This window comes from Serratia sp. KH_031 (assembly GCF_057839655.1).
This window is the reverse complement of the sequence record NZ_CM174496.1, coordinates 3,398,115-3,422,661: the sequence shown is the minus strand read 5'-3', so window position 1 is coordinate 3,422,661 and position 24,547 is coordinate 3,398,115. Positions and strand designations below refer to the sequence as shown.

General features: G+C 51.0%; 23 protein-coding genes, 6 tRNA genes and 3 other RNA genes. 22 read left to right on the top strand and 10 right to left on the bottom strand.

Annotated features, from left to right (window positions below; translation table 11 throughout):
- The 21 genes from cydB to pnuC all read left to right on the top strand — a co-directional run bounded on the left by cydB (position 1) and on the right by pnuC (position 10,802).
- The gene (gene cydB / locus AC3ISQ_RS15555; RefSeq protein ID WP_489347927.1) at positions 1-1,140 is read left to right on the top strand and encodes a cytochrome d ubiquinol oxidase subunit II; all 1,140 of its coding nucleotides are present in this window, start codon (positions 1-3) and stop codon (positions 1,138-1,140) included.
- Positions 1,141-1,151: 11 nt separating this feature from the next.
- Positions 1,152-1,265, top strand: a complete 114-nt coding sequence (cydX, locus tag AC3ISQ_RS15550) for a cytochrome bd-I oxidase subunit CydX (RefSeq protein WP_438596946.1) — start codon at positions 1,152-1,154, stop codon at positions 1,263-1,265.
- The gene (gene ybgE / locus AC3ISQ_RS15545; RefSeq protein WP_489347925.1) at positions 1,265-1,558 is read left to right on the top strand and encodes a cyd operon protein YbgE; all 294 of its coding nucleotides are present in this window, start codon (positions 1,265-1,267) and stop codon (positions 1,556-1,558) included. The genes cydX and ybgE overlap by 1 nt, the downstream gene beginning before the upstream one ends.
- Positions 1,559-1,690: 132 nt before the next feature.
- The gene (gene ybgC, locus AC3ISQ_RS15540) at positions 1,691-2,095 is read left to right on the top strand and encodes a tol-pal system-associated acyl-CoA thioesterase (RefSeq protein ID WP_489347923.1); all 405 of its coding nucleotides are present in this window, start codon (positions 1,691-1,693) and stop codon (positions 2,093-2,095) included.
- Entirely contained in the window at positions 2,092-2,775 is a 684-nt protein-coding gene (gene tolQ, locus AC3ISQ_RS15535) for a Tol-Pal system protein TolQ (protein WP_489347921.1), read from the top strand. The genes ybgC and tolQ overlap by 4 nt, the downstream gene beginning before the upstream one ends.
- Positions 2,776-2,787: 12 nt before the next feature.
- A complete protein-coding gene (gene tolR / locus AC3ISQ_RS15530) occupies positions 2,788-3,216 on the top strand; it encodes a colicin uptake protein TolR (protein ID WP_489347920.1) in 429 nt (142 codons plus the stop codon).
- A gap of 75 nt (positions 3,217-3,291) precedes the next feature.
- Entirely contained in the window at positions 3,292-4,413 is a 1,122-nt protein-coding gene (gene tolA, locus AC3ISQ_RS15525; protein WP_489347918.1) for a cell envelope integrity protein TolA, read from the top strand.
- Between the two features lie 156 nt (positions 4,414-4,569).
- Positions 4,570-5,862, top strand: coding sequence for a Tol-Pal system beta propeller repeat protein TolB (gene tolB / locus AC3ISQ_RS15520; RefSeq protein WP_489347916.1), 1,293 nt, complete (start codon positions 4,570-4,572; stop codon positions 5,860-5,862).
- Between the two features lie 44 nt (positions 5,863-5,906).
- Positions 5,907-6,416 (top strand): peptidoglycan-associated lipoprotein Pal, encoded by a 510-nt coding sequence (gene pal, locus AC3ISQ_RS15515; RefSeq protein ID WP_489347914.1) that lies wholly within the window; start codon positions 5,907-5,909, stop codon positions 6,414-6,416.
- Between the two features lie 9 nt (positions 6,417-6,425).
- Entirely contained in the window at positions 6,426-7,211 is a 786-nt protein-coding gene (cpoB, locus tag AC3ISQ_RS15510; protein WP_489347912.1) for a cell division protein CpoB, read from the top strand.
- Positions 7,212-7,392: 181 nt separating this feature from the next.
- Positions 7,393-7,462: transfer RNA gene (locus AC3ISQ_RS15505), tRNA-Lys, on the top strand.
- A gap of 95 nt (positions 7,463-7,557) precedes the next feature.
- A tRNA-Val gene (locus AC3ISQ_RS15500) sits at positions 7,558-7,633 on the top strand.
- A gap of 6 nt (positions 7,634-7,639) precedes the next feature.
- Positions 7,640-7,715, top strand: a tRNA-Lys gene (locus AC3ISQ_RS15495).
- A gap of 16 nt (positions 7,716-7,731) precedes the next feature.
- Positions 7,732-7,853: non-coding RNA, RtT sRNA (locus tag AC3ISQ_RS15490), on the top strand.
- A gap of 33 nt (positions 7,854-7,886) precedes the next feature.
- A tRNA-Lys gene (locus AC3ISQ_RS15485) sits at positions 7,887-7,962 on the top strand.
- A 16-nt stretch (positions 7,963-7,978) separates the two neighbouring features.
- Positions 7,979-8,098, top strand: a non-coding RNA gene (locus AC3ISQ_RS15480) — RtT sRNA.
- A 33-nt stretch (positions 8,099-8,131) separates the two neighbouring features.
- Positions 8,132-8,207: transfer RNA gene (locus AC3ISQ_RS15475), tRNA-Lys, on the top strand.
- Between the two features lie 147 nt (positions 8,208-8,354).
- Positions 8,355-8,430 (top strand) — tRNA-Lys (locus AC3ISQ_RS15470).
- A 44-nt stretch (positions 8,431-8,474) separates the two neighbouring features.
- A non-coding RNA gene (locus tag AC3ISQ_RS15465) (RtT sRNA) lies at positions 8,475-8,597 on the top strand.
- A gap of 392 nt (positions 8,598-8,989) precedes the next feature.
- Positions 8,990-10,051 (top strand): quinolinate synthase NadA, encoded by a 1,062-nt coding sequence (gene nadA, locus AC3ISQ_RS15460; RefSeq protein WP_489347910.1) that lies wholly within the window; start codon positions 8,990-8,992, stop codon positions 10,049-10,051.
- A gap of 25 nt (positions 10,052-10,076) precedes the next feature.
- The gene (gene pnuC, locus AC3ISQ_RS15455) at positions 10,077-10,802 is read left to right on the top strand and encodes a nicotinamide riboside transporter PnuC (protein WP_489347908.1); all 726 of its coding nucleotides are present in this window, start codon (positions 10,077-10,079) and stop codon (positions 10,800-10,802) included.
- 35 nt (positions 10,803-10,837) lie between these two features.
- Here pnuC and zitB read toward each other — a convergent pair whose 3' ends face one another.
- The 3 genes from zitB to AC3ISQ_RS15440 are packed head-to-tail and all read right to left on the bottom strand — an operon-like array spanning position 10,838 to position 15,546.
- A complete protein-coding gene (gene zitB, locus AC3ISQ_RS15450) occupies positions 10,838-11,782 on the bottom strand; it encodes a CDF family zinc transporter ZitB (protein WP_489347906.1) in 945 nt (314 codons plus the stop codon).
- A 3-nt stretch (positions 11,783-11,785) separates the two neighbouring features.
- Positions 11,786-14,944, bottom strand: a complete 3,159-nt coding sequence (locus AC3ISQ_RS15445; protein WP_489353321.1) for an ATP-binding protein — start codon at positions 14,942-14,944, stop codon at positions 11,786-11,788.
- Positions 14,941-15,546 carry a response regulator gene (locus tag AC3ISQ_RS15440; RefSeq protein ID WP_489347904.1) on the bottom strand — a complete coding sequence of 202 codons (606 nt, stop codon included), beginning with the start codon at positions 15,544-15,546 and terminating at the stop codon, positions 14,941-14,943. The genes AC3ISQ_RS15445 and AC3ISQ_RS15440 overlap by 4 nt, the downstream gene beginning before the upstream one ends.
- A 206-nt stretch (positions 15,547-15,752) precedes the next feature.
- On the opposite strand from AC3ISQ_RS15440, the gene aroG reads away from it, so the two are divergent.
- Entirely contained in the window at positions 15,753-16,805 is a 1,053-nt protein-coding gene (aroG, locus tag AC3ISQ_RS15435) for a 3-deoxy-7-phosphoheptulonate synthase AroG (RefSeq protein ID WP_489347902.1), read from the top strand.
- Positions 16,806-16,878: 73 nt separating this feature from the next.
- On the opposite strand, the gene gpmA is transcribed toward aroG, so the two are convergent.
- From gpmA to modF, 7 genes are all read right to left on the bottom strand, one after another.
- Entirely contained in the window at positions 16,879-17,631 is a 753-nt protein-coding gene (gene gpmA / locus AC3ISQ_RS15430) for a 2,3-diphosphoglycerate-dependent phosphoglycerate mutase (protein ID WP_489347900.1), read from the bottom strand.
- 215 nt (positions 17,632-17,846) lie between these two features.
- Positions 17,847-18,191, bottom strand: a complete 345-nt coding sequence (locus AC3ISQ_RS15425) for a PsiF family protein (protein ID WP_489347898.1) — start codon at positions 18,189-18,191, stop codon at positions 17,847-17,849.
- A 163-nt stretch (positions 18,192-18,354) separates the two neighbouring features.
- Positions 18,355-19,398, bottom strand: a complete 1,044-nt coding sequence (galM, locus tag AC3ISQ_RS15420; protein ID WP_489347896.1) for a galactose-1-epimerase — start codon at positions 19,396-19,398, stop codon at positions 18,355-18,357.
- Entirely contained in the window at positions 19,392-20,540 is a 1,149-nt protein-coding gene (gene galK / locus AC3ISQ_RS15415) for a galactokinase (RefSeq protein ID WP_489347894.1), read from the bottom strand. Before galK ends, galM begins: the two co-directional genes overlap by 7 nt.
- On the bottom strand, positions 20,540-21,589 hold the full coding sequence (gene galT / locus AC3ISQ_RS15410; protein WP_489347892.1) for a galactose-1-phosphate uridylyltransferase: 1,050 nt from the start codon (positions 21,587-21,589) through the stop codon (positions 20,540-20,542). The genes galK and galT overlap by 1 nt, the downstream gene beginning before the upstream one ends.
- A gap of 280 nt (positions 21,590-21,869) precedes the next feature.
- A complete protein-coding gene (locus tag AC3ISQ_RS15405) occupies positions 21,870-22,691 on the bottom strand; it encodes a CPBP family intramembrane glutamic endopeptidase (RefSeq protein ID WP_489347890.1) in 822 nt (273 codons plus the stop codon).
- 320 nt (positions 22,692-23,011) lie between these two features.
- Positions 23,012-24,481, bottom strand: coding sequence for a molybdate ABC transporter ATP-binding protein ModF (modF, locus tag AC3ISQ_RS15400; protein ID WP_489347888.1), 1,470 nt, complete (start codon positions 24,479-24,481; stop codon positions 23,012-23,014).
- Between the last annotated feature and the right edge of the window lie 66 nt (positions 24,482-24,547).

Below are 24,547 nucleotides of genomic sequence, written 5' to 3'. Positions count from 1 at the left end.
ATGTTTGACTATGAAGTACTACGATTTATCTGGTGGGCTCTGATTGGCGTACTGCTGATCGGTTTCGCCATCACTGATGGTTTCGACATGGGTGTCGGGATTCTGGTGAAGATTATCGGTAAAACCGATACCGAGCGCCGGGTGATGATCAACTCCATCGCCCCGCACTGGGACGGTAACCAAGTCTGGTTGATCACCGCAGGTGGTGCACTGTTCGCCGCTTGGCCGATGGTTTACGCTGCCGCGTTCTCCGGCTTTTATGTCGCAATGATCTTGGTGTTGGCGGCGTTGTTCTTCCGTCCGGTCGGTTTTGACTACCGTTCTAAACTGGAAAGCACCCGCTGGCGTAACATGTGGGACTGGGGCATCTTTGTGGGCTCCTTCGTTCCCGCGTTGGTCTTCGGCGTGGCGTTCGGTAACTTGCTGCAAGGCGTGCCATTCCACATCGACGAATATCTGCGTCTGTTCTACACCGGTAATTTCTTCCAACTGCTGAATCCGTTTGGCCTGTTGGCGGGTATCGTCAGCTTGACCATGCTGATTACTCAGGGCGCGACTTATCTGCAAATGCGTACCACGGGTGAAATTCACCTGCGTTCACGCGCTGCAGCACAAATCGCGACTTTGATCATGGCGGTATGCTTCTTGTTAGCCGGTGTCTGGCTGGTGAAAGGCATCGACGGTTATGTGATTACTTCTGCGCTGAGCACCGCTGCGGAATCTAACCCACTGCGTAAAGAAGTGGCACATCAGGCTGGCGCTTGGTTGATTAACTTCAACAAAATGCCAATCCTGTGGGCGCTACCAGCTCTGGGTGTGATCCTGCCACTGTTCACCATCTTGTTCTCACGGTTGGAGAAAGGCGCACTGGCATTCCTGACTTCATCACTGACTATTGCTTGTGTGATCCTGACCGCTGGCGTGACCATGTTCCCGTTTGTGATGCCTTCTATCACTAACCCGAGCATGAGCCTGACCATGTGGGATGCCACTTCTAGCCTGTTGACGCTGAAAGTGATGACCGTTGTAGCGATTATCTTCGTACCTATCGTATTGGCGTACACCTGCTGGGCGTACTACAAAATGTTTGGTCGTTTGGATAAAAACTTCATCGAAAACAACAAGCACTCGCTGTACTAAGGAGCTAAACCATGTGGTATTTTGCTTGGATCCTCGGAACGCTTCTTGCCTGTGCCTTCGGTATTATTACCGCGTTGGCGCTTGAGCACAGCGAAGATTCAAAAACACAGCAAGACGGTAAGTAATGAGTTCACTTGTCGACAAGCTGTATGCAGTCGCTGACAAGGGCCCGATTCGGGCCCTTTCACTGGCAATGGCACTGATTCTGGCCGGTTGCGTGTTCTGGGACCCAACCCGGTTTGCAGCACGGACCAGTTCGCTGGAGATCTGGCAAGGCATCTTGCTGATCTGGGCGGTGTGTGCAGGGATGATCCACGGCTTTGGTTTTCGACCTAAACGTGTGGTCTGGCGTGCTTTTTTCGCACCACTTCCGGCAATTGTGATCCTCGCCGCAGGATTACTTTACGTTTCTTTATAATCTGTCCCATATCCCCACGTTATGGGCTGTTCAAGCCCATAATTATTTTCATTACCTTCTTGTAACCCATTCCCAACCCGATCGCTCTTGCGTATAGTAAGCAGCGTTAATTTGCATTGGCTTGGAAGTATCGTGAGTAATACGTTGTTTCGATGGCCGGTCCGTGTCTACTACGAAGACACCGATGCCGGCGGTGTGGTCTACCACGCCCGCTACGTCGCCTTTTATGAAAGAGCGCGCACTGAAATGTTGCGGCAACATAACTTTCATCAACAGCAACTGCTCAGTGAACATATCGCTTTCGCGGTTCGGCGCATGACGGTGGATTACCTGATTCCTGCTCGTCTTGATGACTTGCTGGAAGTGCAGAGTGAAATCATCCAAATGCGCGGGGCTTCTCTCACGTTTGCTCAACGCATTATCAATTCTGATGGAACACTCTTGAGTCAGGCTGATGTGTTGATTGCATGCATTGACCCACACCAAATGAAGCCGATAGCGCTTCCTAAGTCTATTGTCGCGGAGTTTAAGCAGTGACTGACATGAACATCCTGGATTTATTCTTGAAGGCGAGCTTGCTGGTTAAGCTGATCATGCTGATTTTGATCTGCTTCTCGGTGGCTTCATGGGCGATCATCATCCAACGTACCCGTATCCTGAATGCGGCCACGCGTGACGCCGAAGCCTTCGAAGACAAGTTTTGGTCCGGTATCGAGCTTTCTCGTTTATATCAAGAAAGCCAGGCACGTCGCGATAACCTGACTGGCTCAGAGCAGATTTTCCACTCTGGTTTCAAAGAGTTCGCTCGTTTGCACCGCGCGAACAACCATGCGCCGGAGTCGGTGATCGAAGGGGCATCCCGTGCGATGCGTATTTCGATGAACCGTGAACTGGAAACGCTGGAAAACCACATTCCATTCCTCGGCACTGTGGGTTCCATCAGCCCGTATATCGGTCTGTTCGGTACCGTATGGGGCATCATGCACGCCTTTATCGCACTGGGTGCGGTAAAACAGGCAACTTTGCAGATGGTAGCTCCTGGTATCGCTGAAGCGTTGATTGCGACTGCGATTGGTCTGTTTGCCGCTATTCCGGCAGTGATGGCCTATAACCGCCTCAACCAGCGTGTTAACAAGCTTGAGCAGAATTACGACAACTTTATGGAAGAGTTCACCGCCATTCTGCATCGTCAGGCCTTCTCCAGCGACAGCAAATAAGTAGGAGGACATATGGCGAGAGCACGTGGTCGTAGCCGGCGTGAACTAAAGTCGGAAATCAACATCGTTCCGCTGCTGGACGTATTGTTGGTGCTGTTGCTGATCTTTATGGCAACCGCGCCAATCATCACCCAGAGCGTAGAGGTTGATCTGCCGGATGCCACAGATTCCAAAACGGTGGCAAGCTCCGATAATCCCCCGGTAATCTTAGAGGTTTCCGGTGTGGGGCAATACACCATGGTGGTTGATCACAACCGCATGGAATTATTGCCGCCAGAGCAGATCGCCGCCGAAGCCAAAGCACGTCTGGAAGCGAACCCGAAAACGATCTTCTTGATCGGTGGGGCGAAAGAAGTGCCATATGATGAGATTATCAAGGCATTGAATATTCTCCATCAGGCAGGTGTGGCTTCAGTCGGGTTGATGACCCAGCCGATCTAACCTTAAGGTAATGGCAACCCGGTTTCTGATATTGAGTCAGGAACCCCGTTTAAGCAGCAGTTTTGGGACTCTATTTTGGTAAAGGCAACTGAGCAAAACGATAAGCTGAACCGCGCCGTTATTGTTTCGGTGGTTCTGCACTTCATCTTGATTGCCCTGTTGATTTGGGGATCGCTAAACGAGAACGCCGAAATGAGTGCCGGCGGTGGCGGCGACGGTTCGGTCGTCGGCGCAGTGATGGTTGATCCTGGGGCAGTGGTGGAGCAGTACAACCGCCAGCAGCAGCAAAGTAACGACGCGCAGCGTGCTGAAAAGCAACGCCAGAAGAAGGCGGAGCAGCAAGCCGAAGAGCTTCAGCAGAAGCAGGCGGCGGAGCAACAGCGCCTGAAAGAGTTGGAGCAAGAGCGTTTGGCGGCTCAAGAGAAAGCCGCGCAGGATACTAAAGCGCAGGCCGATCAGCAAAAAGCGGCAGAAGCCGCCGCAGCGAAAGCCAAAGAACAACAGAAAGTCGCTGAGCAAGCGGCTGCAAAAGCTAAAGCCGAGGCCGATAAAATCGCCAAAGCGCAAGCCGACGCACAGAAAAAAGCTGAAGACGAAGCCAAGAAGCAAGCGGCCGCCGCTGCTGCTGCCAAGAAAGAGGCTGTTGAAGCGAAGAAAGCTGCTGATGCCAAGGCTACTGCGGATGCCCAGAAGAAGGCCGCCGCAGAAGAGGCGAAAAAAGCCGCGGCTGCTGAAAAGGCTGCTGCCGCTAAGAAAGCCGCTGATGCTAAGAAAAAAGCCGCTGCTGAGGCCGCTAAACAATCATCAGAAGTTGACGATCTGTTTGGTGGGTTGGCTGATGGCAAAAACGCGCCGAAAGGTGGCGGTAAGCAACAAGGCGACGGTAAACCCGCTGGGCAGGGCAATGCCAAGACGGCAGGGGCGAGCGGCGCGGATATCAACGGTTATTTGGGACAAATCATCGGGGCTATCCAAAGTAAATTTTATGATGCGGATATGTACAAAGGCCGCACCTGTAATCTACGCATCAAATTAGCGCCAGATGGCTTGCTGATTGATGTGAAGGCTGAGGGGGGCGATCCAGCACTGTGTCAGGCGGCGATAGCCGCAGCGAAACAGGCGAAGATCCCGAAACCGCCAAGCCAAGAGGTTTATGAGGTGTTTAAGAATGCTCCTCTAATCTTCAAGCCACAATAATGGTTATCCTAAAATAGTAAGAAACATGGAGAACGGGTGATGACCAAGTCGGTCTTTACCCACCGTAACCAACAGGGATATGTAGTTTTGTTTGCGTTGGTTTGTTAAAATTCTGCTAATTTATCGCAGGCATTCCGCCTGGGTAAGGGAGATGAGATGAAGCAGGCATTTCGAGTAGCGCTAGGTTTTCTAATACTGTGGGCCTCCGTGTTGCACGCGGAAGTTCGCATTGAAATCACCCAAGGGGTCGACTCCGCGCGTCCTATTGGTGTAGTTCCGTTTAAATGGGCAGGCCCAGGCACGCCTCCAGAAGATATTGGCAAGATTGTCTCTGCTGACTTGCGTAACAGCGGCAAATTCAACCCAATTGACGCGGCACGTATGCCACAGCAACCAACCACGGCATCAGAAGTGACGCCAGCGGCTTGGACTGCATTGGGCATCGACGCTGTTGTCGTCGGCCAGGTTCAACCGGGCGCAGACGGCAGCTATCTGATCTCTTACCAACTGGTTGATACTTCGGGTTCGCCAGGCACTGTATTGGCGCAAAACCAGTATAAAGTGACCAAGCAATGGTTACGTTATTCTGCTCATACCGCCAGTGACGAAGTGTTTGAGAAGCTGACCGGTATTAAAGGTGCGTTCCGTACTCGTATCGCTTACGTGGTGCAGACCAACGGCGGGAAATTCCCGTATGAGCTGCGCGTAGCGGATTACGACGGTTACAACCAGTTCGTGGTTCACCGTTCACCAGAGCCGTTGATGTCTCCAGCTTGGTCGCCGGATGGCAGCAAAGTGGCTTACGTGACCTTCGAAAGCGGTCGTTCAGCGCTGGTTATCCAAACGCTGTCCAACGGTGCTATTCGTCAGGTGGCTTCGTTCCCGCGTCACAACGGTGCTCCCGCGTTCTCACCTGATGGCACAAAACTGGCTTTCGCTCTGTCGAAAACCGGTAGCTTGCAGTTGAACGTGATGAATTTGGCTTCTGGTCAAATCACGCAAATCACCGATGGTCGCAGCAACAATACCGAACCTACCTGGTTCCCGGACAGCCAGTATCTGGCGTTTACCTCCGATCAGGGCGGTCGCCCACAGATTTACAAAATTAGCGCCAGCGGTGGTACAGCGCAGCGTCTGACGTGGGAAGGTTCACAAAATCAGGACTCCGAAGTGAGTGCTGATGGTAAATTCTTGGTGATGGTGGCCTCCAACAATGGAGTTCAGCACATCGCCAAACAAGATCTTGGATCGAACGCCGTTCAAACTTTGACGGACACGTTCCTAGACGAAACGCCTAGTATCGCACCAAACGGCACCATGGTGATCTATAGCTCCACGCAAGGTATGGGCTCTGTGCTGCAATTGGTATCGACTGATGGGCGCTTCAAAGCGCGTCTTCCGGCAACTGATGGACAGGTTAAATTCCCTGCCTGGTCGCCGTATCTGTGATGCATGTGTAAATATGTATGGCAAACTATAAAAGGATCAAAGAAATGCAACTGAACAAAGTGCTGAAAGGGCTTCTGCTGGCACTGCCAGTCCTGGCTGTAGCAGCTTGTAGTTCTAACAAAAGCGCTAACAATGACCAATCTGGGGTCGGCGCTGGCACTGGTACAGAAAGCGGCAGCAGCAACCTGTCTTCTGAAGAGCAAGCGCGTCTGCAGATGCAAGAACTGCAACGTAACAACATTGTTTACTTCGGTCTGGACAAGTATGACGTGAGCTCTGAGTTTGCTCAGATGCTGGACGCGCACGCTGCCTTCCTGCGTAACAACCCATCCTACAAAGTGACTGTTGAAGGTCATGCGGATGAGCGCGGCACGCCAGAATACAACATCGCTCTGGGCGAGCGTCGTGCTAACGCAGTGAAAATGTACCTGCAAGGTAAAGGCGTTTCCGCTGACCAAATCTCTATCGTTTCTTACGGTAAAGAAAAACCAGCAGTTCTGGGCCACGACGAAGCAGCTTATGCTAAAAACCGTCGTGCCGTTCTGGTTTACTAAGAGAATCGCATGAACAGTAACTTCAGACGTCACTTGTTGGGTCTGTCGTTACTGGTTGGCGTAGCGGCTCCATGGGTCGCTACTGCCCAAGCGCCAATCAGTAATGTCGGCTCCGGCTCGGTCGAAGACCGTGTCACCACTCTTGAGCGTATCGCTAATGCTCAGAGCCAGCTTTTAAACCAACTCCAGCAACAGGCCGCTGATAACCAACGTGATATTGATTCTCTCCGTGGGCAACTCCAGGAGAGTCAGTATCAGTTGAACCAGGTGGTCGAACGCCAAAAGCAAATCTATCAACAGATGGATAGCCTTAGCCAAGGTGGTGCTCAGGCTGCGGCGGGTGCTGCTGGTGGAGCAGCCGCGGCTGCATCTACCGATAGCGCTGCGAGCGGGCCTGCAGCTTCTGCCGCCCCGGCGAGTACCGGCGATGAGAACAGCGACTATAACGCCGCTGTGTCATTGGCGCTGGAAAAGAAACAGTACGATCAGGCGATCAGTGCTTTTCAGGCTTTCGTAAAACAGTATCCCAAATCCACTTACCAGCCTAACGCCAACTATTGGTTGGGGCAGTTGTTTTACAACAAAGGCAAGAAGGATGATGCAGCTTACTATTATGCCGTAGTGGTGAAAAATTACGCGAAATCGCCAAAAGCACCTGACGCGATGTACAAGGTCGGCATCATCATGAAGGAAAAAGGGCAGGCTGATAAAGCTAATGCCGTGTTCCAACAGGTGATTAAGCAGTATCCAACTAGCGACGCTGCCAAACAGGCAAAGAAACAAGTCGGTGGTTAAGTAAGACTGAATCAAGCCCAGAAGTTAGTCGATTTGGCTGATATCTGGGCTTGTTCGCGTGAAGAACAAGCAGTTAAACCTATAGTTCCAAAATTTAGGTTGCGCTGCCATGATAAATTAGTAATATATGCCGCCGTTGCCAAGACATCTTGCAAGATGTTAAAGCAGCAAGGAAATTGGGTCGTTAGCTCAGTTGGTAGAGCAGTTGACTTTTAATCAATTGGTCGCAGGTTCGAGCCGAGCGAAGCGAGACGACAACGCGTCAGCGTTGCCCGAAGGGTGAGGCGAAGCCGAGTCAATCCTGCTTTCACTGATTTCCAAAAGTAGTTGCAGTAACCACGCTAGTGGGTGATTAGCTCAGTTGGTAGAGCATCTCCTTTACACGGAGGGGGTCGGCGGTTCGAGCCCGTCATCACCCACCACTGCATGGGTCGTTAGCTCAGTTGGTAGAGCAGTTGACTTTTAATCAATTGGTCGCAGGTTCGAATCCTGCACGACCCACCAATTCTCAATGAGTTGGTTAAGAGTGGAATCGTAAAGGATGAGAACCGTAAAAGGTTCGAGCCGAGCGCAGCGAGACGACAACGCGCAGCGTTGCCCGAAGGGTGAGGCGAAGCCGAATCAATCCTGCACGACCCACCACTTAATGAAGTAATTGCAGTAAACCACATCAGTGGGTCGTTAGCTCAGTTGGTAGAGCAGTTGACTTTTAATCAATTGGTCGCAGGTTCGAATCCTGCACGACCCACCAATTCTCAATGAATTGGTAAAGAGTGGAATCGTAAAGGATGAGAACTGTAAAAGGTTCGAGCCGAGCGCAGCGAGACGACAACGCGCAGCGTTGCCCGAAGGGTGAGGCGAAGCCGAATCAATCCTGCACGATACCACTTAATGAAGTAATTGCAGTAAACCACGTCAGTGGGTCGTTAGCTCAGTTGGTAGAGCAGTTGACTTTTAATCAATTGGTCGCAGGTTCGAATCCTGCACGACCCACCAATTCTCAATGAATTGGTAAAGAGTGGAATCGTAAAGGATGAGAACCGTAAAAGGTTCGAGCCGAGCGTAGCGAGACGACAACGCGCAGCCGAATCAATCCTGCACGACCCACCACTTCATAAAGTAATCGCAGTAAGCCACATCAGTGGGTCGTTAGCTCAGTTGGTAGAGCAGTTGACTTTTAATCAATTGGTCGCAGGTTCGAATCCTGCACGACCCACCACTCTTGCAAATACCTCAGCACCGATACCTAAACTTCAATACTGCATATTGCACGAGTCGTGTAGGTGAGAAGCTGCGTTCAGGTTCGAGCCGAGCGCAGCGAGACGACAACGCGCAGCGTGGCCCGAAGGGTGAGGCGAAGCCGAATCAATCCTGCACGACCCACCACTCTTGCAAATACCTCAGCACCGATACCTAAACTTCAATACTGCATATTGCACGAGCCGAGCGAAGCGAGACGACAACGCGTAGCGTTGCCCGGAGGGTGAGGCGAAGCCGAATCAATCCTGCACGACCCACCACTCTTGCAAATACCTCAGCACCGATACCCAAACTTCAATACTGCATACTGCACGTTTGAGCTAACTTCTTTTGCCCTTTTCTTTATGATCTTTTTTCCCCTCTATATTCCATCCATTAAACAAATAACCCATCAAACCGAAAATTTCAGCGACTTTTCACTCAATGTTAGGTATTTTGTTTAGTATATAAAACTTAGGGTGACGGAATGGGCGCAGAGGCGTTCAGCAGATCCTCAGCCTAGCATAGAGATTGCAGCAATGAGCGAAATGTTTGATATCAATGCAGCGGTATACCCGTTCCCGCCCAAACCGATGCCTTTGGATGAAGAAGAGAAGGCGTTTTACCGCGAGAAAATTAAAACGCTACTCAAGCAGCGTGACGCGGTAATGGTGGCGCATTACTACACCGATCCTGAAATTCAGGCGCTGGCGGAAGAAACCGGTGGTTGTGTGGCGGATTCGTTGGAAATGGCGCGCTTTGGTAGCAATCATCCGGCGTCTACACTGTTAGTTGCTGGCGTGCGTTTTATGGGGGAAACCGCCAAGATCCTCAGCCCTGAAAAACAGGTGCTAATGCCGACGTTAAACGCAGAATGTTCGCTGGATCTGGGTTGCCCAGAAGCTGAGTTCAATGCTTTTTGCGATAGTCACCCGGATCGCACCGTGGTGGTTTACGCGAATACTTCAGCGGCCGTGAAAGCACGTGCGGATTGGGTGGTGACATCCAGCATTGCTGTGGAATTGATCGAACATCTTGATAGTCTGGGTGAAAAGATCATTTGGGCACCCGATCGTCATTTGGGTAACTATGTGCAAAAGCAGAGCGGTGCAGATGTATTGTGCTGGCAGGGCGCTTGTATCGTCCATGATGAATTTAAGACTCAAGCGCTAGCTCGCATGAAAGCGTTGTATCCGCAGGCAGCAATTCTGGTGCATCCAGAGTCGCCACAGGCGGTGGTCGATTTGGCCGATGCGGTAGGTTCTACCAGCCAATTGATTCAGGCGGCAAAAAACTTACCTAATCAGCAATTAATCGTCGCCACTGACCGTGGGATCTTCTATAAAATGCAACAAGCCTGCCCGGACAAAGAACTGTTTGAGGCGCCGACTGCTGGCGAAGGTGCCACTTGCCGTAGCTGTGCACATTGCCCGTGGATGGCGATGAACGGCCTGAAAGCGATTGCTGAAGGTTTGGAGCAGGGCGGTTCACTGCATGAGATACATGTGGAGGCTGCGCTGCGTGAGAAGGCGTTGATACCACTGAATCGGATGTTGGATTTTGCCGCTCAGTTGAAAATGCAGGTTAAAGGGAACGCGTAACTCACTTTAATAGAGGGATAACAAGATGGACTTTTTCAGTACCAGCAACATATTGGTGCATATCCCGCTGGGTGCGGGCGGTTATGATTTGTCGTGGATTGAAGCCATTGGCACCATTTTCGGTTTGCTGTGCATCTGGTTTGCCAGCAAAGAGAAAATCATCAACTATCTTTTTGGTCTGATCAACGTCACGCTATTTGCGGTGATTTTCTTCCAGATCCAACTGTATGCCAGCCTATTACTGCAATTGTTCTTTTTCGCCGCCAATATTTATGGTTGGTACGCGTGGAGTCGTCAGACGCAGGATCATCAGGCTGAACTGAAAATCCGTTGGTTGTCACTACCGAAAGCGCTGGCCTGGGGCGCAGTGTGTGTGCTGGGCATTGCGTTTATGACCTTTAACATCGATCGTGTATTCGCTTACCTGACGCAAATCGCGGTGACGGTGATGCAAGCGCTGGGGTTAAATGTTCAGATGCCAGAATTGCAGCCAGATGCTTTCCCGTTCTGGGATTCCACTATGATGGTGCTGTCGATCGTGGCGATGATTCTGATGACGCGAAAATACGTCGAAAACTGGCTGGTGTGGGTGGTGATCGACGTGATTAGCGTGGCGATTTTTGCCTATCAGGGCGTCTATGCGATGGCGTTGGAATACGTGATCCTGACGCTGATTGCCCTCAACGGTTCTTGGCTCTGGATCAAGAGCGCTGCACAGAACCATTCAAAACCATTATCTACCGCGCAATAATATTCAGGGCGCAGGTTGTTGCTGCGCCCGTTCTATCAGTGATGATGTCCCAAATGTGAGTGTTCACTTGGCTCTGGCGCCCGATTGATGCCGCAATCTGGCGTATCACAATGCTGGTATTCCATCTGAATGGTTACATGACCTATCTTATAGTGTTCTAACAGATAATCCTGGATCTGGTGTAACAGGCCATCGTGGTCACGGGGTGGGATTACCTGTGCATGGAGCGTCATCAGTTTCTGGTCGCCAATTTGCCAGACATGTACATGGTGAATATTGCGCACTTCGGGAATATTCAAGCACAGATCTTTTTGCAGTTTTTCGATGTTCACTTCTTGCGGCGTACCTTCCAGTAATTCGTGGAAGCTTTCTTTCAATAAGCGCCAAGCACTGCGTAGTACTAAGCAAGATACCAACACCGAAAGGATTGGGTCGATAGGTGTCCAGCCAGTTAATAGGATGATAATCGCGGCAGCAATGGCTCCAACCGAACCGAGTAAATCGCCCATCACATGTAATGCGGCGGCGCGAACGTTGATATTTTTCTCTTCTGAGCCACGATGCAATAGCCAAAAGGCGAACAGGTTAGCTAGCAGCCCCGCAATGGCGATAATCAGCATTGGGGTGCCCATCACCGGCTGTGGTTCGAAGAAACGCCGTATTGCCTCCCACAGGATGAATACCACGATCACCAACAACGCAGCGGCGTTGAGGAAAGCAGCTAGCGTGGTCAGGCGTAGATAACCGAAGGTATGGCGAGCATTCGGCTTGCGCTGCGAGAAATGTACCGCCATCAAAGCCACCAATAACGCCGCCGCATCGGTGAGCATGTGCCCGGCATCAGCTAACAGTGCCAGTGAACCAGAAATCAGGCCGCCGACCACCTCGGCAACCATAAATACCGCAGTGACTAAAAAAGCGGTCAGCAGGCGCTTACTATTGCTGTCTTTCGGTAGGTGTGAATGTTGATGCTCTGACATCCGTTATCCTTTATCTGTGCTGTCGTTGGCTAATAGGGTTTCCAGTTCAATGAATAACTGCTCAACCAGATTATTGATTTCAGTATAGGCGTCGCGCGCCAATTCTCCGCGATGGCTGCCGTCAATGAGCAGTTGGCAACGCTGAGCGGCCTCTGTTTGCTGCAACATCAACAGACTACCTTTGATGCGGTGGGTTGTTTGTCCAAGAAGAGCCCAGTCGTTGTTGCTCACGGCATCTTGCTGTGTTTGTCGATCGGCACGCAAGGTAGTGAGCAAGGTGGTGATGAGTCGTTGCCGTAGGGCAGGATCGTCAGCTATAGACTGTAGCGTTGGTTGCAAATCAGTAAGGGCTAACGGTGGGCGACTGAGTTGCAGTACCTGAGCGATCGTCGCCAACGCTATTGGTTTGGTAAGAAAATGGTCGATAGCGACTAATTCTGGTGTGATTTGAGTGAACTCCTGTACGTCTGCCGAACATAGGACGATTTTGCAGGCTGCAATCTGATGACGTTGCTCATCACGGCGGATCAGTCGCGCCAGCGTCAGCCCATCGAGTCGCGGCATGTTGTAATCGATAAACAATATATCGAAGGAACTTTGTCGATGGGCTTGTAGTAAGTCGTAACTTCGTTCGAAGCTCTGTGGCTGCAAACCAAAATGCTGCAACTGACGCTCCATCAACAACAGGTTGGTGGGATGATCGTCAACCAGTGCAACGCGCAATGCCGCAGGAGGCAAATCGAGTGGGGTTGCTGGCCGAGCATCGAGAGTTGGCATTGCTAGCGCCGCAGGTACTCTGACATCAACCTGCGTGCCGATGCCAAGGCGTGATTGCAGTGCGATATTCCCGCCCATCTGCTCAACGATTTCCTTGCAGATAGAGAGCCCGAGGCCAGTCCCTTGCACCGACACCCGTTGTGCGCCGCGCGCCCGGTAGAACGGTTGGAATAACTTATCTAGTTCATCGGCCGCGATGCCACAACCGCTATCACTCACTATAAGCTGTAATTCTCCCGGCTCCTGCCAACCTATCTGCACGCGAATCTCACCTTGTTGAGTGAATTTAATCGCGTTATTAATCAGATTATTAGCGACCTGAAGTAAACGCTCACCATCAATTAATACCGCCTCGGGTAAATTGTCTAGAGCCGTCACTTCAAAAGTGACATCACGTTCGCCGATCAGCGGTTGATACAACGCCCGTAGGTGCTCCAACCAAGGGAAAAGCGCGAGTGGTTTTGCAATCAATTCCAAAGGGCCACTTTCTAGTTTGCTGTAGTCCTGTAAGTCGTTGAGTAAATTAAGCAACGAAGATGCTGAACTGTAGATCACCGGCAACCCTTCTGGCGTTGGTTGGCGTTTTAACTCCAGTTCGAGCAAACCGAGAATGGCGTGCATTGGGGTACGCAGTTCATGGCTAACTGTGGCCAGAAATTTGCTTTTCATCCTGTTCTCAGCCTCGGCTTGTTGCCGCGCCTGCTCCAGTTGCTGCCGTTCGCGGCGTTCCCTTTTACGCAGGATCATGCGCCGTAGAGTTAAAACCAGCAGCAATAAAAGCGCCGCGCCGAGCAACGACAGTAGCCAAGTCGCTTGAGCAGGCATGCGGTTATCATTCACCGCATCGATCAGGTTGCTGCGAGGGGCAATCCATTCATCGCGTAACGACTGCAACGTCTCTGGCGGGATCTGCATCAGATTTTTATCCAATATCGCCAGTAACATCGGTTGATCGGGGCGCACACCAAAGGTAATGGGATAAGCAATATTGTTGGCCGCAAAGGCCAATTTTATCGCCCCTGAATAACGTGACAGCGCCACGAAATTAGCGGAAATCACGTTATCCACCAAGGCATCTAATTGCCCGTTAGCCAAGGCGTCGAACATCAGTTTACTATCGGCAAAGGGGATCACATTTTCACCGGTAGGCACTAACTCTCGCGCTAGATCGCCCTGCAGTACACCGATTCGTTTGCCAGCCAGGTTTTGCCAACGGGTGACGTTACGGGTGTGTTGGGCGACATAAACGCCCCATAGCGAGCGGTGAATCGGCATGCTGGCGCGGTAGTGTTCTTTGGTGCCACGTGCTAATGGCAAGGCAGCACGGAAACTCGCTTGCCCTGATTGCACCAGTTGGTCGGCTTGCTCGGCATTACGCGCCCAAACAGGGATAAATTGCAGCCCGGTGTTTTGCGCAATGATATCCAAAATATCAATGGAATAACCCTGTGCTTGGCCATCGGAGCTGCGATAGGTCAGTGGGAAATTATTTTCGATGGCGGCATAACGCAATGTACGGTGACTGGCGACCCAGCTTTTCTCCATCTGTGTGAGATCGGCATTGCCGGTATCCAAATAGCTGGGAACTTTTTTGCTCCAACGTCCTTGCAGCGTGTTCATTAACTCCATCGGGGTGTTTGCAATGGCGGTATTTAATATATCAATGAGTTTGGCATCCGTGGCGGCAAAAACTAGCGACAGGTTGCCAAGATTCATTGCGCTTTCCACCTGATAAAGTTGGCTAAGTTGCAATTGACCGATGATGAAGCTGGCGCTGGCTTCATCGGCGATAAAATAGTCACTGTTACCATTGAGCAACGCATACACCGCTTGCAAGTCGTTATCGTAGCGCTGGATCTTGGAAGACACCGATTGCAGCGCGCTACCGGCCTGCATATCACTCAGATTGCTGATAACAACACGGGCATCGGCGGAATTGAGCATCACTGGGCGGTTATTACCGCGATCGCGCAATACTCGCAGATTACTCACGTAATAGGGTTGAGAGGTTGCTAATCCGCTCAGCGCTGTACTTTGCGGAATGCCGTACAGCAGATCGACTTTCCCTGTTCGTAACGCTTGTTTGAGCTGCCCTAGATCGGCAAAACCATAAATCTCGAAGTGAATACCCGTGACTTGCTGAATATAACCGAGATAGTCGACGTTCAAACCATAGAGATCGTCATCGACAATGATGTTATACGGGCTAGTATTTTCGCTGATGATGCCAACGCGCAGGGTACGATCGCGCCAAGGATTTTTCTCGCTGGCGAGAAGCATGTCGCTAGGGATACTCAGATTGCTGACCCATTGATAGCGCACCGGTTGCGCCGCAGCACACAGGCTAAACAACAATGCGAATAACAACAGGTAGCGCTGCATCAGGAAGTTAACTCTTTAAATACCGCCACCAATTCCAACAAGTTATTGGCACCGGTTTTACGCAGAATATTTTTTTTGTGGGTGCTGACGGTTTTATTGCTGATATTCAACAACTCGGCGATTTGTAGATTGGATAAACCCTTGCTGAGCATCCCTAACACCTGTAGCTCTTTAGGGGTCAGCAAACCACCCTCATTCACCGTGGTTTCTTCAGTCAATGCGATGGTTGGGAAATGATTCTCTCCCGTCAGCAAGGCTTCTATCGCTAACACCAATTGTTCCAGCGGTACGCCTTTATGTACAAAACCATTGGCGCCGGCGGCATAAGCCATACGCGCATAAACTTCTTCTTCCTGCGCGCTGTAGATTAATACGCTTTGCAACGGATAGTGGCGGCGAATCTTTTTCAGCAATTGCAAACCATCCACCTGTGGTAAACCAATATCCAGCACCACCAGATCGAATGCGTTGTTCGCCAACAACGCATATGCCTGCGTGGCATCCGGTTCTGCATGTAATCGATAGTCGAGTTCAGATTTGAACAGCGCGGCTTCCAGTGCGACATGAATCACCGGGTGATCATCAATCAACAGTAGTGAGGGCATTGCTTCGCTCTAATAGATTCATCCTGAAGCTAGCATAACCAAAAAGGAGCTCCTGTGCTTCCCCGATGAAACAGCACAATCTACTGATAACTATGCCGGTTAGGCTTTAGGCGGGCTAAGGTGATTTACAGCGCTCCCCTCACAAGCTAGATTGGATCAATCCGCGCACTGCGAAATCCCCCTCTAGATACCGAAATGGAAGAGTTATGAGTTATCAAAACGACGATTTACGCATTAAAGAAATTAAGGAATTGTTGCCGCCAGTGGCGCTGTTAGAAAAATTCCCAGCGACTGAAAAGGCAGCAGATACGGTGTCTCAGGCACGTAACGCGATTCATAATATTCTGCGCGGCAATGATGATCGCTTGCTGGTGGTGATCGGCCCTTGCTCGATCCACGATACCAAAGCGGCCAAAGAGTATGCGAACAAGCTGCTGGCGCTGCGTCAGGAACTGAGCGGTGAGCTGGAAGTAGTGATGCGCGTTTATTTTGAAAAACCGCGTACTACGGTGGGTTGGAAAGGGCTGATTAACGATCCGCAAATGGATAACAGCTATCAGATTAACGACGGCTTGCGTCTGGCACGCAAACTGCTGCTGGATATTAACGACATTGGTTTGCCAGCGGCGGGTGAGTTTTTGGATATGATCACCCCGCAATATTTGGCGGATCTGATGAGCTGGGGCGCGATCGGCGCGCGTACCACGGAATCTCAAGTACACCGTGAGTTGGCGTCTGGCCTGTCTTGCCCGGTGGGTTTCAAAAATGGCACCGACGGCACCATTAAAGTGGCGATCGACGCTATCAATGCCGCAGGCGCACCGCACTGCTTCCTGTCTGTCACTAAGTGGGGGCATTCTGCGATCGTTAACACTAGCGGTAACGGTGATTGCCACATCATTCTGCGTGGCGGCAAAGAGCCGAACTACAGCGCGGCACATGTGAAAGAAGTCAAAGAGGGCTTGGTGAAAGCCGGTCTGCCCGCTCAGGTGATGATTGATTTCAGCCATGCGAACAGCAGCAAACAATACAAGAAGCAGATGGAAGTCGGGGCGGATGTGTGCAAACAGATCGGCGGCGGCGAGAAAGCGATTATCGGTGTGATGATCGAAAGCCATCTGGTGGAAGGTAATCAGAATCTGGAAAGCGGCGAACCGTTGGTTTACGGCAAGAGCGTGACCGATGCTTGCATCGGCTGGGCTGATACCGAAGCGGTACTGCGTGACTTGGCGAAAGCGGTGAAAGTGCGTCGCGGTTAATCTCCTTTTAAAGGAGATAAAAAACCCTCGGTGTGTGTGAACCGAGGGTTTTTCTTTTATATCAGCAACGAAATTACTTCGCTTTACCCTGATTGGCTACCGCAGCCGCTTTAGCCGCGATCTCGTCTGCATTGCCCAAGTAGTAACGTTTAAGTGGTTTGAAGTTCTCGTCGAACTCATACACCAACGGCACGCCAGTTGGGATGTTCAGTTCAAGAATTTCGTCTTCACTCAGGTTATCCAAGTATTTCACCAGCGCACGCAGAGAGTTACCGTGTGCCGCGATGATCACTTTCTCACCACTTTTGATGCGTGGCAGGATCTCGGCATCCCAGTAAGGAATGACGCGATCGATAGTCAGCGCCAGGCTTTCAGTGGTTGGCAGTTCTTTGTCAGTCAGTGATGCGTAACGTGGATCGTGACCAGGATAGCGCTCATCCGTTTTTTCCAACTCTGGCGGAGTCACTGCGAAGCCGCGACGCCATTGCTTGACTTGCTCGTCGCCGTATTTCTCCGCGGTTTCGGCTTTGTTCAGGCCTTGCAACGCCCCGTAATGACGTTCGTTCAGCTTCCAGGATTTTTCGACTGGCAGCCAAGCTTGGTCCAACTCATCCAGCACGCCCCACAGGGTGTGGATAGCGCGTTTCAGTACGGAGGTATAAGCAAAGTCAAAGGTGAAACCTTCGTCTTTCAACAGCTTGCCTGCGGCTTTCGCTTCGGTGCGGCCTTTATCGGACAGATCAACATCATACCAACCGGTGAAACGGTTTTCGTTGTTCCACTGGCTTTCGCCGTGACGCACCAGAACCAGCTTAGTTACAGCCATAGCTTAACTCCTAATTTTAACGATAATAAGAATCATTATATTGCAGCCACGCAAGCTGCGGCAATCGATAGTATTTAACAATAGCCAATTTCTTGCAGCAAAGTAAGAGCTTATCAGTGGAAATAGCTGAATCGTTCAGCCTACAGCGGAATAGGAAATGCGGCGTGAATGGGATTTATTCAATCACGCCGTGGGGTTAGAACGAAACGGTAAGATTAGGCGGCTTTTTTCAGGCAGCTACTCATGAAGGTTTTACGCTCGTCACCTTTCAGACTCTTTTTGGCGGCATCAGCGTTACAGTCTTTCATCTTTTGTTGTTGTGGCGTCAGTGCCTTAGCGGCTGGCGTCCCTTCGGCTTTCAAACAGGTGCTCATAAAGGTGGAACGATCCGCACCTTTCAGCGTTTTGTCGCTGGCCTGCTTATTACAATCGGTCATGCGTTTTTGTTGTGCAGCTTGAGCCGGAGAGGGCGTTTTTGCCGCGGTCGCAGTCTCGGCTGCCATCAGGTTGGTGCTCAGCATTAAACCTGCCAGTAATGGAAGTGCAGTAATCAGACGCATAGGTGTTCCTTCAGCTATTGAAAATTGTGACGTTACACAACTGTTTATCACGCAAGATTGATTCTAGTGCGCGCTTTGGCATAAAGAAAGGTGAGTGTCTGCGGGGAAAAGGTAAGTATTTATAACGAATGCGCCCCTCACCTTGTGGCAAGGGGCCCCCGGGCTAGATCGGATTAAACTGAAAACGAGTGATGCTCTGGTAGTGTTGCCCCGGCTGTAGCCAGCAGTCAGGCTGTGGCCATTCCGGATGATGTGGGCTGTCTGGTAGAAACTCACTTTCCAGTGCGATACCGGCGTAACTGGCATAACTACCGCCATCACGCGCTGGTGTACCGGCCAAATAATTGCCGCTGTAGAGCTGCAAGGCTGGCGCGGTGGTATAGACGCTCAGTTTTATTTTGCCATCGGCTGACCACAGATGTGCCGCCGGGCTTTCTAATGCGTGGCAGGTGTTATGCAATAGATAAGCGTGATCGTAGCCTTTGACCCGTTGTTGATCGCGATCGTGCAGGAAATCCTGCAACAGCGTTTTTGGCTGACGGAAATCCATGCCGCTGCCAGCAACTTCGGTCAAATCAGCATTCGGGATGCCTTCGCTATCGACCGGTAAATAGCGATCGGCAAACAGTTGTAGTTTCTGCTTACGAGCGTCATGCCCCGCACCATCAAGATTGAAATAGGCATGGTTGGTCAAATTGACCGGGCAGGCGCGATCGGTCTGTGCCTGATAGCTGATCTCCAACTGATTTTGGTCGTTAAGCCGATAAGTGGCTTGAACGTCCAGATTTCCGGGGAAACCCTGATCGCCATCCTCGGAATGCAATTGATAACAGATTTCCTGAGCATCCTGTTTTATGATCTGCCAGCGGCGGGCGTTGAAGCCTTCAGGCCCGCCGTGCAATTGATGTTCGCCCTGATTCGCCTTTAGCGCATGAGGCTTACCGTCAACTAATAGGCTGGCATGGGCAATGCGGTTGGCATATCTGCCAACGGTAGCGCCAAGATAGGCGCTCTGACGCAGATAATCGACAGGCTTTTGGTATCCCAATAGCAGCTCACGTTTTTCACCCGAATCAAGCGGCAGTACTGCCGACAACCAGGTGGCGCCCCAATCCATCACCGTTACTGTCATACCATTGGCATTTTGCAGCGTGGCGAGGTTAAACGGCTGACCATCAGGCGCTAATTCGCAAGCGTCAGTTAGCATACGCCAGCTCCTTGAGAGGCTTTGCAGACATAAAAGGTTTCTGTCAATCCGTTGGTTTGCAGCGGATATTCATGGGCGACTGTCGCGCGGACTTTCTCAACCAGTTCTTGTGGCATCAGTGCCACGATACAGCCACCAAAGCCCCCACCGGTCATGCGCACACCGCCACGATCGCCAATCACGGATTTGACGATCTCGACCAATTTGTCGATCGGCGGCACGGTGATTTCAAAATAATCGCGCATTGAAGCGTGAGATTCTGCCATCAGTTTGCCCATGAGTTGTAAATCGCCAGCCGCTAACGCTTTAGCTGCCGTTTCGGTGCGATCGTTCTCGCTGATCACATGACGTGCACGTTTGGCGACCATGCTATCCATTTCTTGCTGACGGGCTTGGAATTGCTGCAAACTGACATCACGCAGTGCCTTCACGTCAAAGAAGCGTGCAGCGGCTTCGCACTGCTGGCGACGGGTGTTGTATTCACTGTCGACTAAACCCCGTTTGACGTTGGAGTTGATAATCACGACTGCCACGTTTTCTGGCATCGACACGGCCTGAGTTTCCAGTGAGCGGCAATCGATCAGCAATGCGTGGTCTTGTTTGCCAAGAGCGGAAATGAGTTGATCCATAATGCCGCAATTACAGCCGACAAATTGGTTTTCAGCTTCTTGCCCATTCAGTGCCAGTGCCACGCCATCCAATGGTAAATCGTACAACGCTTGCAGCGCTTGCCCTACTGCAACTTCCAGCGAGGCAGAAGAGCTTAAACCGGCCCCCTGTGGCACATTGCCGCTGATGACTAAATCGGCACCGCCGAAGTCATTATTGCGAGTTTGCAAATGCTTTACGACGCCACGAACATAGTTGGCCCATTGCAGATCTTGTGCGGTGATTGGCGCATCCAGTGAGAATTGATCTTGCTGATTGTCGTAGTCGGCGGCGATCACGCGAATCTGGCGATCGTCACGTTTAGCACAGCTAATTACCGTTTGGTAATCGATAGCACAGGGCAAAACAAAACCGTCGTTGTAATCGGTATGTTCGCCAATCAGGTTGACGCGCCCCGGAGCCTGAATGGTTATTGTCGGCGCGTAGCCAAAGTATTGAGTGAAAATGGCTTGAGTATGTTTTTTCAGATTCATTATTTGGCTCCCGCTTCACGGTAGTGGATATCACTGACGGCACGCAGGCGCTCTGCGGCCTGCTCTGCGGTCAAGTCACGCTGGGTCTCAGCCAGCATTTCGTAGCCCACCATAAACTTACGTACCGTGGCGGAACGCAGTAGAGGTGGATAGAAGTGAGCATGTAGCTGCCAATGGCGATTATCTGCTGCATTGAATGGCGCGCCATGCCACCCCATTGAATAAGGGAAGGAACACTGGAACAGGTTGTCGTAACGACTAGTGAGTTTTTTCAACGCAATCGCCAAATCGCGGCTCTGTTCCGCACTGAGTTCGGTCAGCCGTTGCACTGGTGCTTTGGGTAGCAGCAGCGTTTCAAACGGCCATGCCGCCCAGTAAGGCACCACTGCTAACCAGTGCTCGGTTTCTACCACCGTGCGTTGGCCGTCGGCCAGTTCACGTTGTACGTAATCTACTAACATTGACGATTGGTGTTGAGTGAAGTAGTCGTGTTGCAGGCGATCTTCGCGCTCAACTTCATTCGGTAAGAAACTGTTGGCCCACACCTGACCGTGCGGATGCGGGTTGGAACACCCCATCGCCGCGCCTTTGTTCTCGAAAACTTGAACCCACGGGTAGCTTTGCCCTAAGTCGGCGGTTTGCTGCTGCCAAGTGGCGACGACTTGCTCTAAAGCGGGTAATGAAAGTTGTGGCAGCGTTTTGCTATGGTCTGGAGAAAAACAGATCACCCGACTGGTGCCACGTGCGCTTTGGCAACGCATCAGCGGGTCGTCGCTTTCAGGTGCTTGCGGGGTATCACTCATCAACGCCGCAAAGTCATTAGTAAAGACGTAGGTGCCTTGATAATCCGGGTTTTTGTCACCAGTCACGCGCGTATTGCCGGGGCACAAGAAGCAGTCTGGATCATGCTGTGGCAGCGTTTCTTGGCTGGTGGTTTCCTGCTGACCCTGCCAAGGTCGTTTGGCGCGGTGAGGGGATACCAATATCCACTGACCGGTCAACGGGTTAAAGCGGCGATGTGGATGATCGATGGGGTTAAAATCCGTCATAGCGGTTCCTTAATCATGCCGGCATAGCGCAATGTAATCGTTATCACTCCTCGGATTATCAATGCTGGCTAGCGCATTACGAATAACAATGCGGCAAAAGATAGCATGGCTGCACAAGCAAAAAGGTGATCTAGGCCGAATAATGGAATCGTTTACATCATAAGATAAAAAGGTAACGATGAGATGATGCTAGAAAGAGAATAGGAAGAGAGTGGTGCACTGTGTAAACGTTTTCATTTTCCCTGCCAGTGGTAAATGTCCGCTGGCAGGGAAAGAAGTATCAGGCTGGCTGATACTGCGGATAGGTAAAGAACAGCAAATGCAGCAGGTTTAAGGCGAAGTGCAGTGCGATGGGGATCCAAAGACGGCCGCTCCACATCCAAGCCAGACCGTAAATAACCCCTGCCAGTGTAGCGAAGGTCACCATCAACATCCCTGCAGGTAAGTGTGCCAAGCCAAACAGCAGTGAGGCAATCACTAAAGCGGGATAAGCGCCGAACTTCTGGCTTAAACGCTGTTGCAGATAGCCACGGAAGAGGGCTTCTTCCACCACTGCGACAAAGAAAAAGTTTGCCAGTATAAATGCCAAGATCCAGTCCGGCATATGCAGCTCAATTCTTAAAGCACCGAGAGCCATCGCCACCAGTAATACTGCTGGAATACACAGCACTAGTATTACCCAAGCGGTGTTACCCACGGTTTTATCTGCTTTTGCAGCGTTGAACAGCGTAGGCATACAGGCAAACAAAATCAACGGTAACAGTGCCTTATCGAAATTGTAATACATCGAATAAGCAGAGCTTAGCGGGCCAGCCTTAGCTTGGTTGACCATGAGTGGGTTATTAAAACCGGGCAGCAAGTGGTAGAACAAAGCTACGCAACTGGCAACCAGAAACAGTTCCAGTGGGAGCGCCACGTTACGTTGTTCACGGTAATGATGGCGTAACCATGCGGCGGCAAAGATCACTACCATACAGCTCAGACTTAGTGGTGTCAGTATTTGATGGTAAATCCCCATTCCTACTGATACTGCCAAAGCTAACCAAGCAATTGTCCGGTTAAATGGCAAAAAGAACAACGAAGTTGCGAGTACGCCCCACATAACATATATCCCTTGAATGTAATACACGACACTCGTTACCGAATGGCAACCATTGCTTTATCGGTGTGTTAATGATTAATGAGTTGAGTGCTAATGCGCATAGTAGCACAAGGAAATGCAAGTGAAGGTCAACGCAGTATGTAAAATACGTTAAATGCCTTTCTAGCCCCGAAATACTTGAAGTTGTATCGGTGTTAGCCGTGTTTCTTACCCCAGTAACTTACTGGTTATCAGCTCCTGGGGCTGAGTTTATTGGCTGTCTTGATGTCACTCCAATTATTTAGCTCGTAAATGTTTTGGCATTTATCGGAACACTTTTGTCATCGATTTTCTTGCTGGTAGCGATAACCATCGCCATCAGGAATAAAGCTCAAACGATGGGTTATGCACTGTGGTGCATCTTCAGCATGGTGTGAAACAAACAGCAGTTGAGTCGTACCTTGGCCGATCAATACATCGACAAAGCGACGCACTAACTGACGGTTAAGAGGGTCCAACCCTTGTAGTGGTTCATCCAATATCAGCAGCGCCGGGTGTTTGACCAGTGCGCGTGCGATCAGCGCTAAACGCTGTTGCCCCCAAGAGAGACTGTGGAACGGGGCTTCACCCTGTGCGCCACTCATTCCCAACAGCGCTAGCCATTGATCGGTTAACTGGCGTTGACGATCGGATACGGCCTGATAAATGCCGATAGAATCGAAGAAGCCAGAAGTAATCACGTTACGCAGACTGCTACTCACGCGGTATTCCAGATGCAGACTGCTGCTGACATAACCGATATGTCGTTTGATGTCCCAGATGGTTTCCCCGCTACCACGACGACGACCAAACAGCGTCAGATCATTACTGTAGCCTTGTGGATGATCACCGGTAACCAGACTAAGTAAGGTTGATTTCCCCGCACCGTTGGGGCCGACGAGCTGCCAGTGCTCACCCGGATTAACCTGCCAGTCGAGATGATTGAGGATCGGTTTGTCGTTGTAACTCACCACGCCATCGCGCAATTGGATCAAGGGTTGAGTGGATGGCAATGTGGTTTTCTGATTGGGATCTTCCGTTTCTGGCAACGTCAGGCTGTCCAGATTTTCACTGTGTGCCAATTGTGCGACTAGCGCTTCCGCCATGACTTGCTCACGCGCACCGACGCTGGTCAGAGTGCAATCGGCCAACACACCAACCTGTTGAACAAAATCAGGAATTTCATCAAACCGGTTGAGCACCAACACCAAGGTATAACCTTGCAAGGAAAGCTCGGCCAGCAAGGCTGCCAGTTGAGCGCGTGAATGAACATCTAATCCATCGAACGGTTCATCGAGGATTAATAGCTCAGGTCGTGACATGAGTGCTCGGCACAGCAATGTTTTGCGGGTTTCACCAGTGGAAAGGTATTTGAAACGGCGGTTGAGCAGGGCAGCGATGCCAAATTGCTGCGCTAATAATTGGCAGCGAGCCGGGTCCTTCACTTCTTCCTGAATAATCTCGGCGGTTGTGCGCCCGGTATCATCTTCGTCAGCACTGAGTAGATCGGTGTTGTTACGCTGCCATTCGTCGCTAACCAGTTTTTGCAACTGCTCAAAAGAGATTCGTACTAACTGGGGAAAATCACTCTTCCGCTCTCCGCGCAGTAACACCAATTCGTCCGCTAATGCACGAGCCAGCGCCGATTTTCCGCTGCCATTGGCACCGACGAATGCCCAGCTATCGCCGGCCTGAATTTTCAACGCATCCAGCGTCAGCGTACGGGTGTCGCTTAAGCGAAATGAACCTTGCGAAATTTGCAATGACGACATGACCTATTCCTATTTTTGCAACTTATGGCGTTAGAAATAGGCGGATCGTTGGCTGATGTCAATCAA

Excerpts from the sequence above, each read along its gene's own strand:
- cydB (WP_489347927.1), top strand. The coding sequence starts at position 1 with ATGTTTGACTATGAAGTACTACGATTTATCTGGTGGGCTCTGATTGGC.
- cydX (WP_438596946.1), top strand. The coding sequence starts at position 1,152 with ATGTGGTATTTTGCTTGGATCCTCGGAACGCTTCTTGCCTGTGCCTTC.
- ybgE (WP_489347925.1), top strand. The coding sequence starts at position 1,265 with ATGAGTTCACTTGTCGACAAGCTGTATGCAGTCGCTGACAAGGGCCCG.
- tolR (WP_489347920.1), top strand. The coding sequence starts at position 2,788 with ATGGCGAGAGCACGTGGTCGTAGCCGGCGTGAACTAAAGTCGGAAATC.
- tolB (WP_489347916.1), top strand. The coding sequence starts at position 4,570 with ATGAAGCAGGCATTTCGAGTAGCGCTAGGTTTTCTAATACTGTGGGCC.
- pal (WP_489347914.1), top strand. The coding sequence starts at position 5,907 with ATGCAACTGAACAAAGTGCTGAAAGGGCTTCTGCTGGCACTGCCAGTC.
- cpoB (WP_489347912.1), top strand. The coding sequence starts at position 6,426 with ATGAACAGTAACTTCAGACGTCACTTGTTGGGTCTGTCGTTACTGGTT.
- nadA (WP_489347910.1), top strand. The coding sequence starts at position 8,990 with ATGAGCGAAATGTTTGATATCAATGCAGCGGTATACCCGTTCCCGCCC.
- pnuC (WP_489347908.1), top strand. The coding sequence starts at position 10,077 with ATGGACTTTTTCAGTACCAGCAACATATTGGTGCATATCCCGCTGGGT.
- zitB (WP_489347906.1), bottom strand. The coding sequence starts at position 11,782 with ATGTCAGAGCATCAACATTCACACCTACCGAAAGACAGCAATAGTAAG.
- AC3ISQ_RS15440 (WP_489347904.1), bottom strand. The coding sequence starts at position 15,546 with ATGCCCTCACTACTGTTGATTGATGATCACCCGGTGATTCATGTCGCA.
- aroG (WP_489347902.1), top strand. The coding sequence starts at position 15,753 with ATGAGTTATCAAAACGACGATTTACGCATTAAAGAAATTAAGGAATTG.
- gpmA (WP_489347900.1), bottom strand. The coding sequence starts at position 17,631 with ATGGCTGTAACTAAGCTGGTTCTGGTGCGTCACGGCGAAAGCCAGTGG.
- AC3ISQ_RS15425 (WP_489347898.1), bottom strand. The coding sequence starts at position 18,191 with ATGCGTCTGATTACTGCACTTCCATTACTGGCAGGTTTAATGCTGAGC.
- galM (WP_489347896.1), bottom strand. The coding sequence starts at position 19,398 with ATGCTAACTGACGCTTGCGAATTAGCGCCTGATGGTCAGCCGTTTAAC.
- galK (WP_489347894.1), bottom strand. The coding sequence starts at position 20,540 with ATGAATCTGAAAAAACATACTCAAGCCATTTTCACTCAATACTTTGGC.
- galT (WP_489347892.1), bottom strand. The coding sequence starts at position 21,589 with ATGACGGATTTTAACCCCATCGATCATCCACATCGCCGCTTTAACCCG.
- AC3ISQ_RS15405 (WP_489347890.1), bottom strand. The coding sequence starts at position 22,691 with ATGTGGGGCGTACTCGCAACTTCGTTGTTCTTTTTGCCATTTAACCGG.
- modF (WP_489347888.1), bottom strand. The coding sequence starts at position 24,481 with ATGTCGTCATTGCAAATTTCGCAAGGTTCATTTCGCTTAAGCGACACC.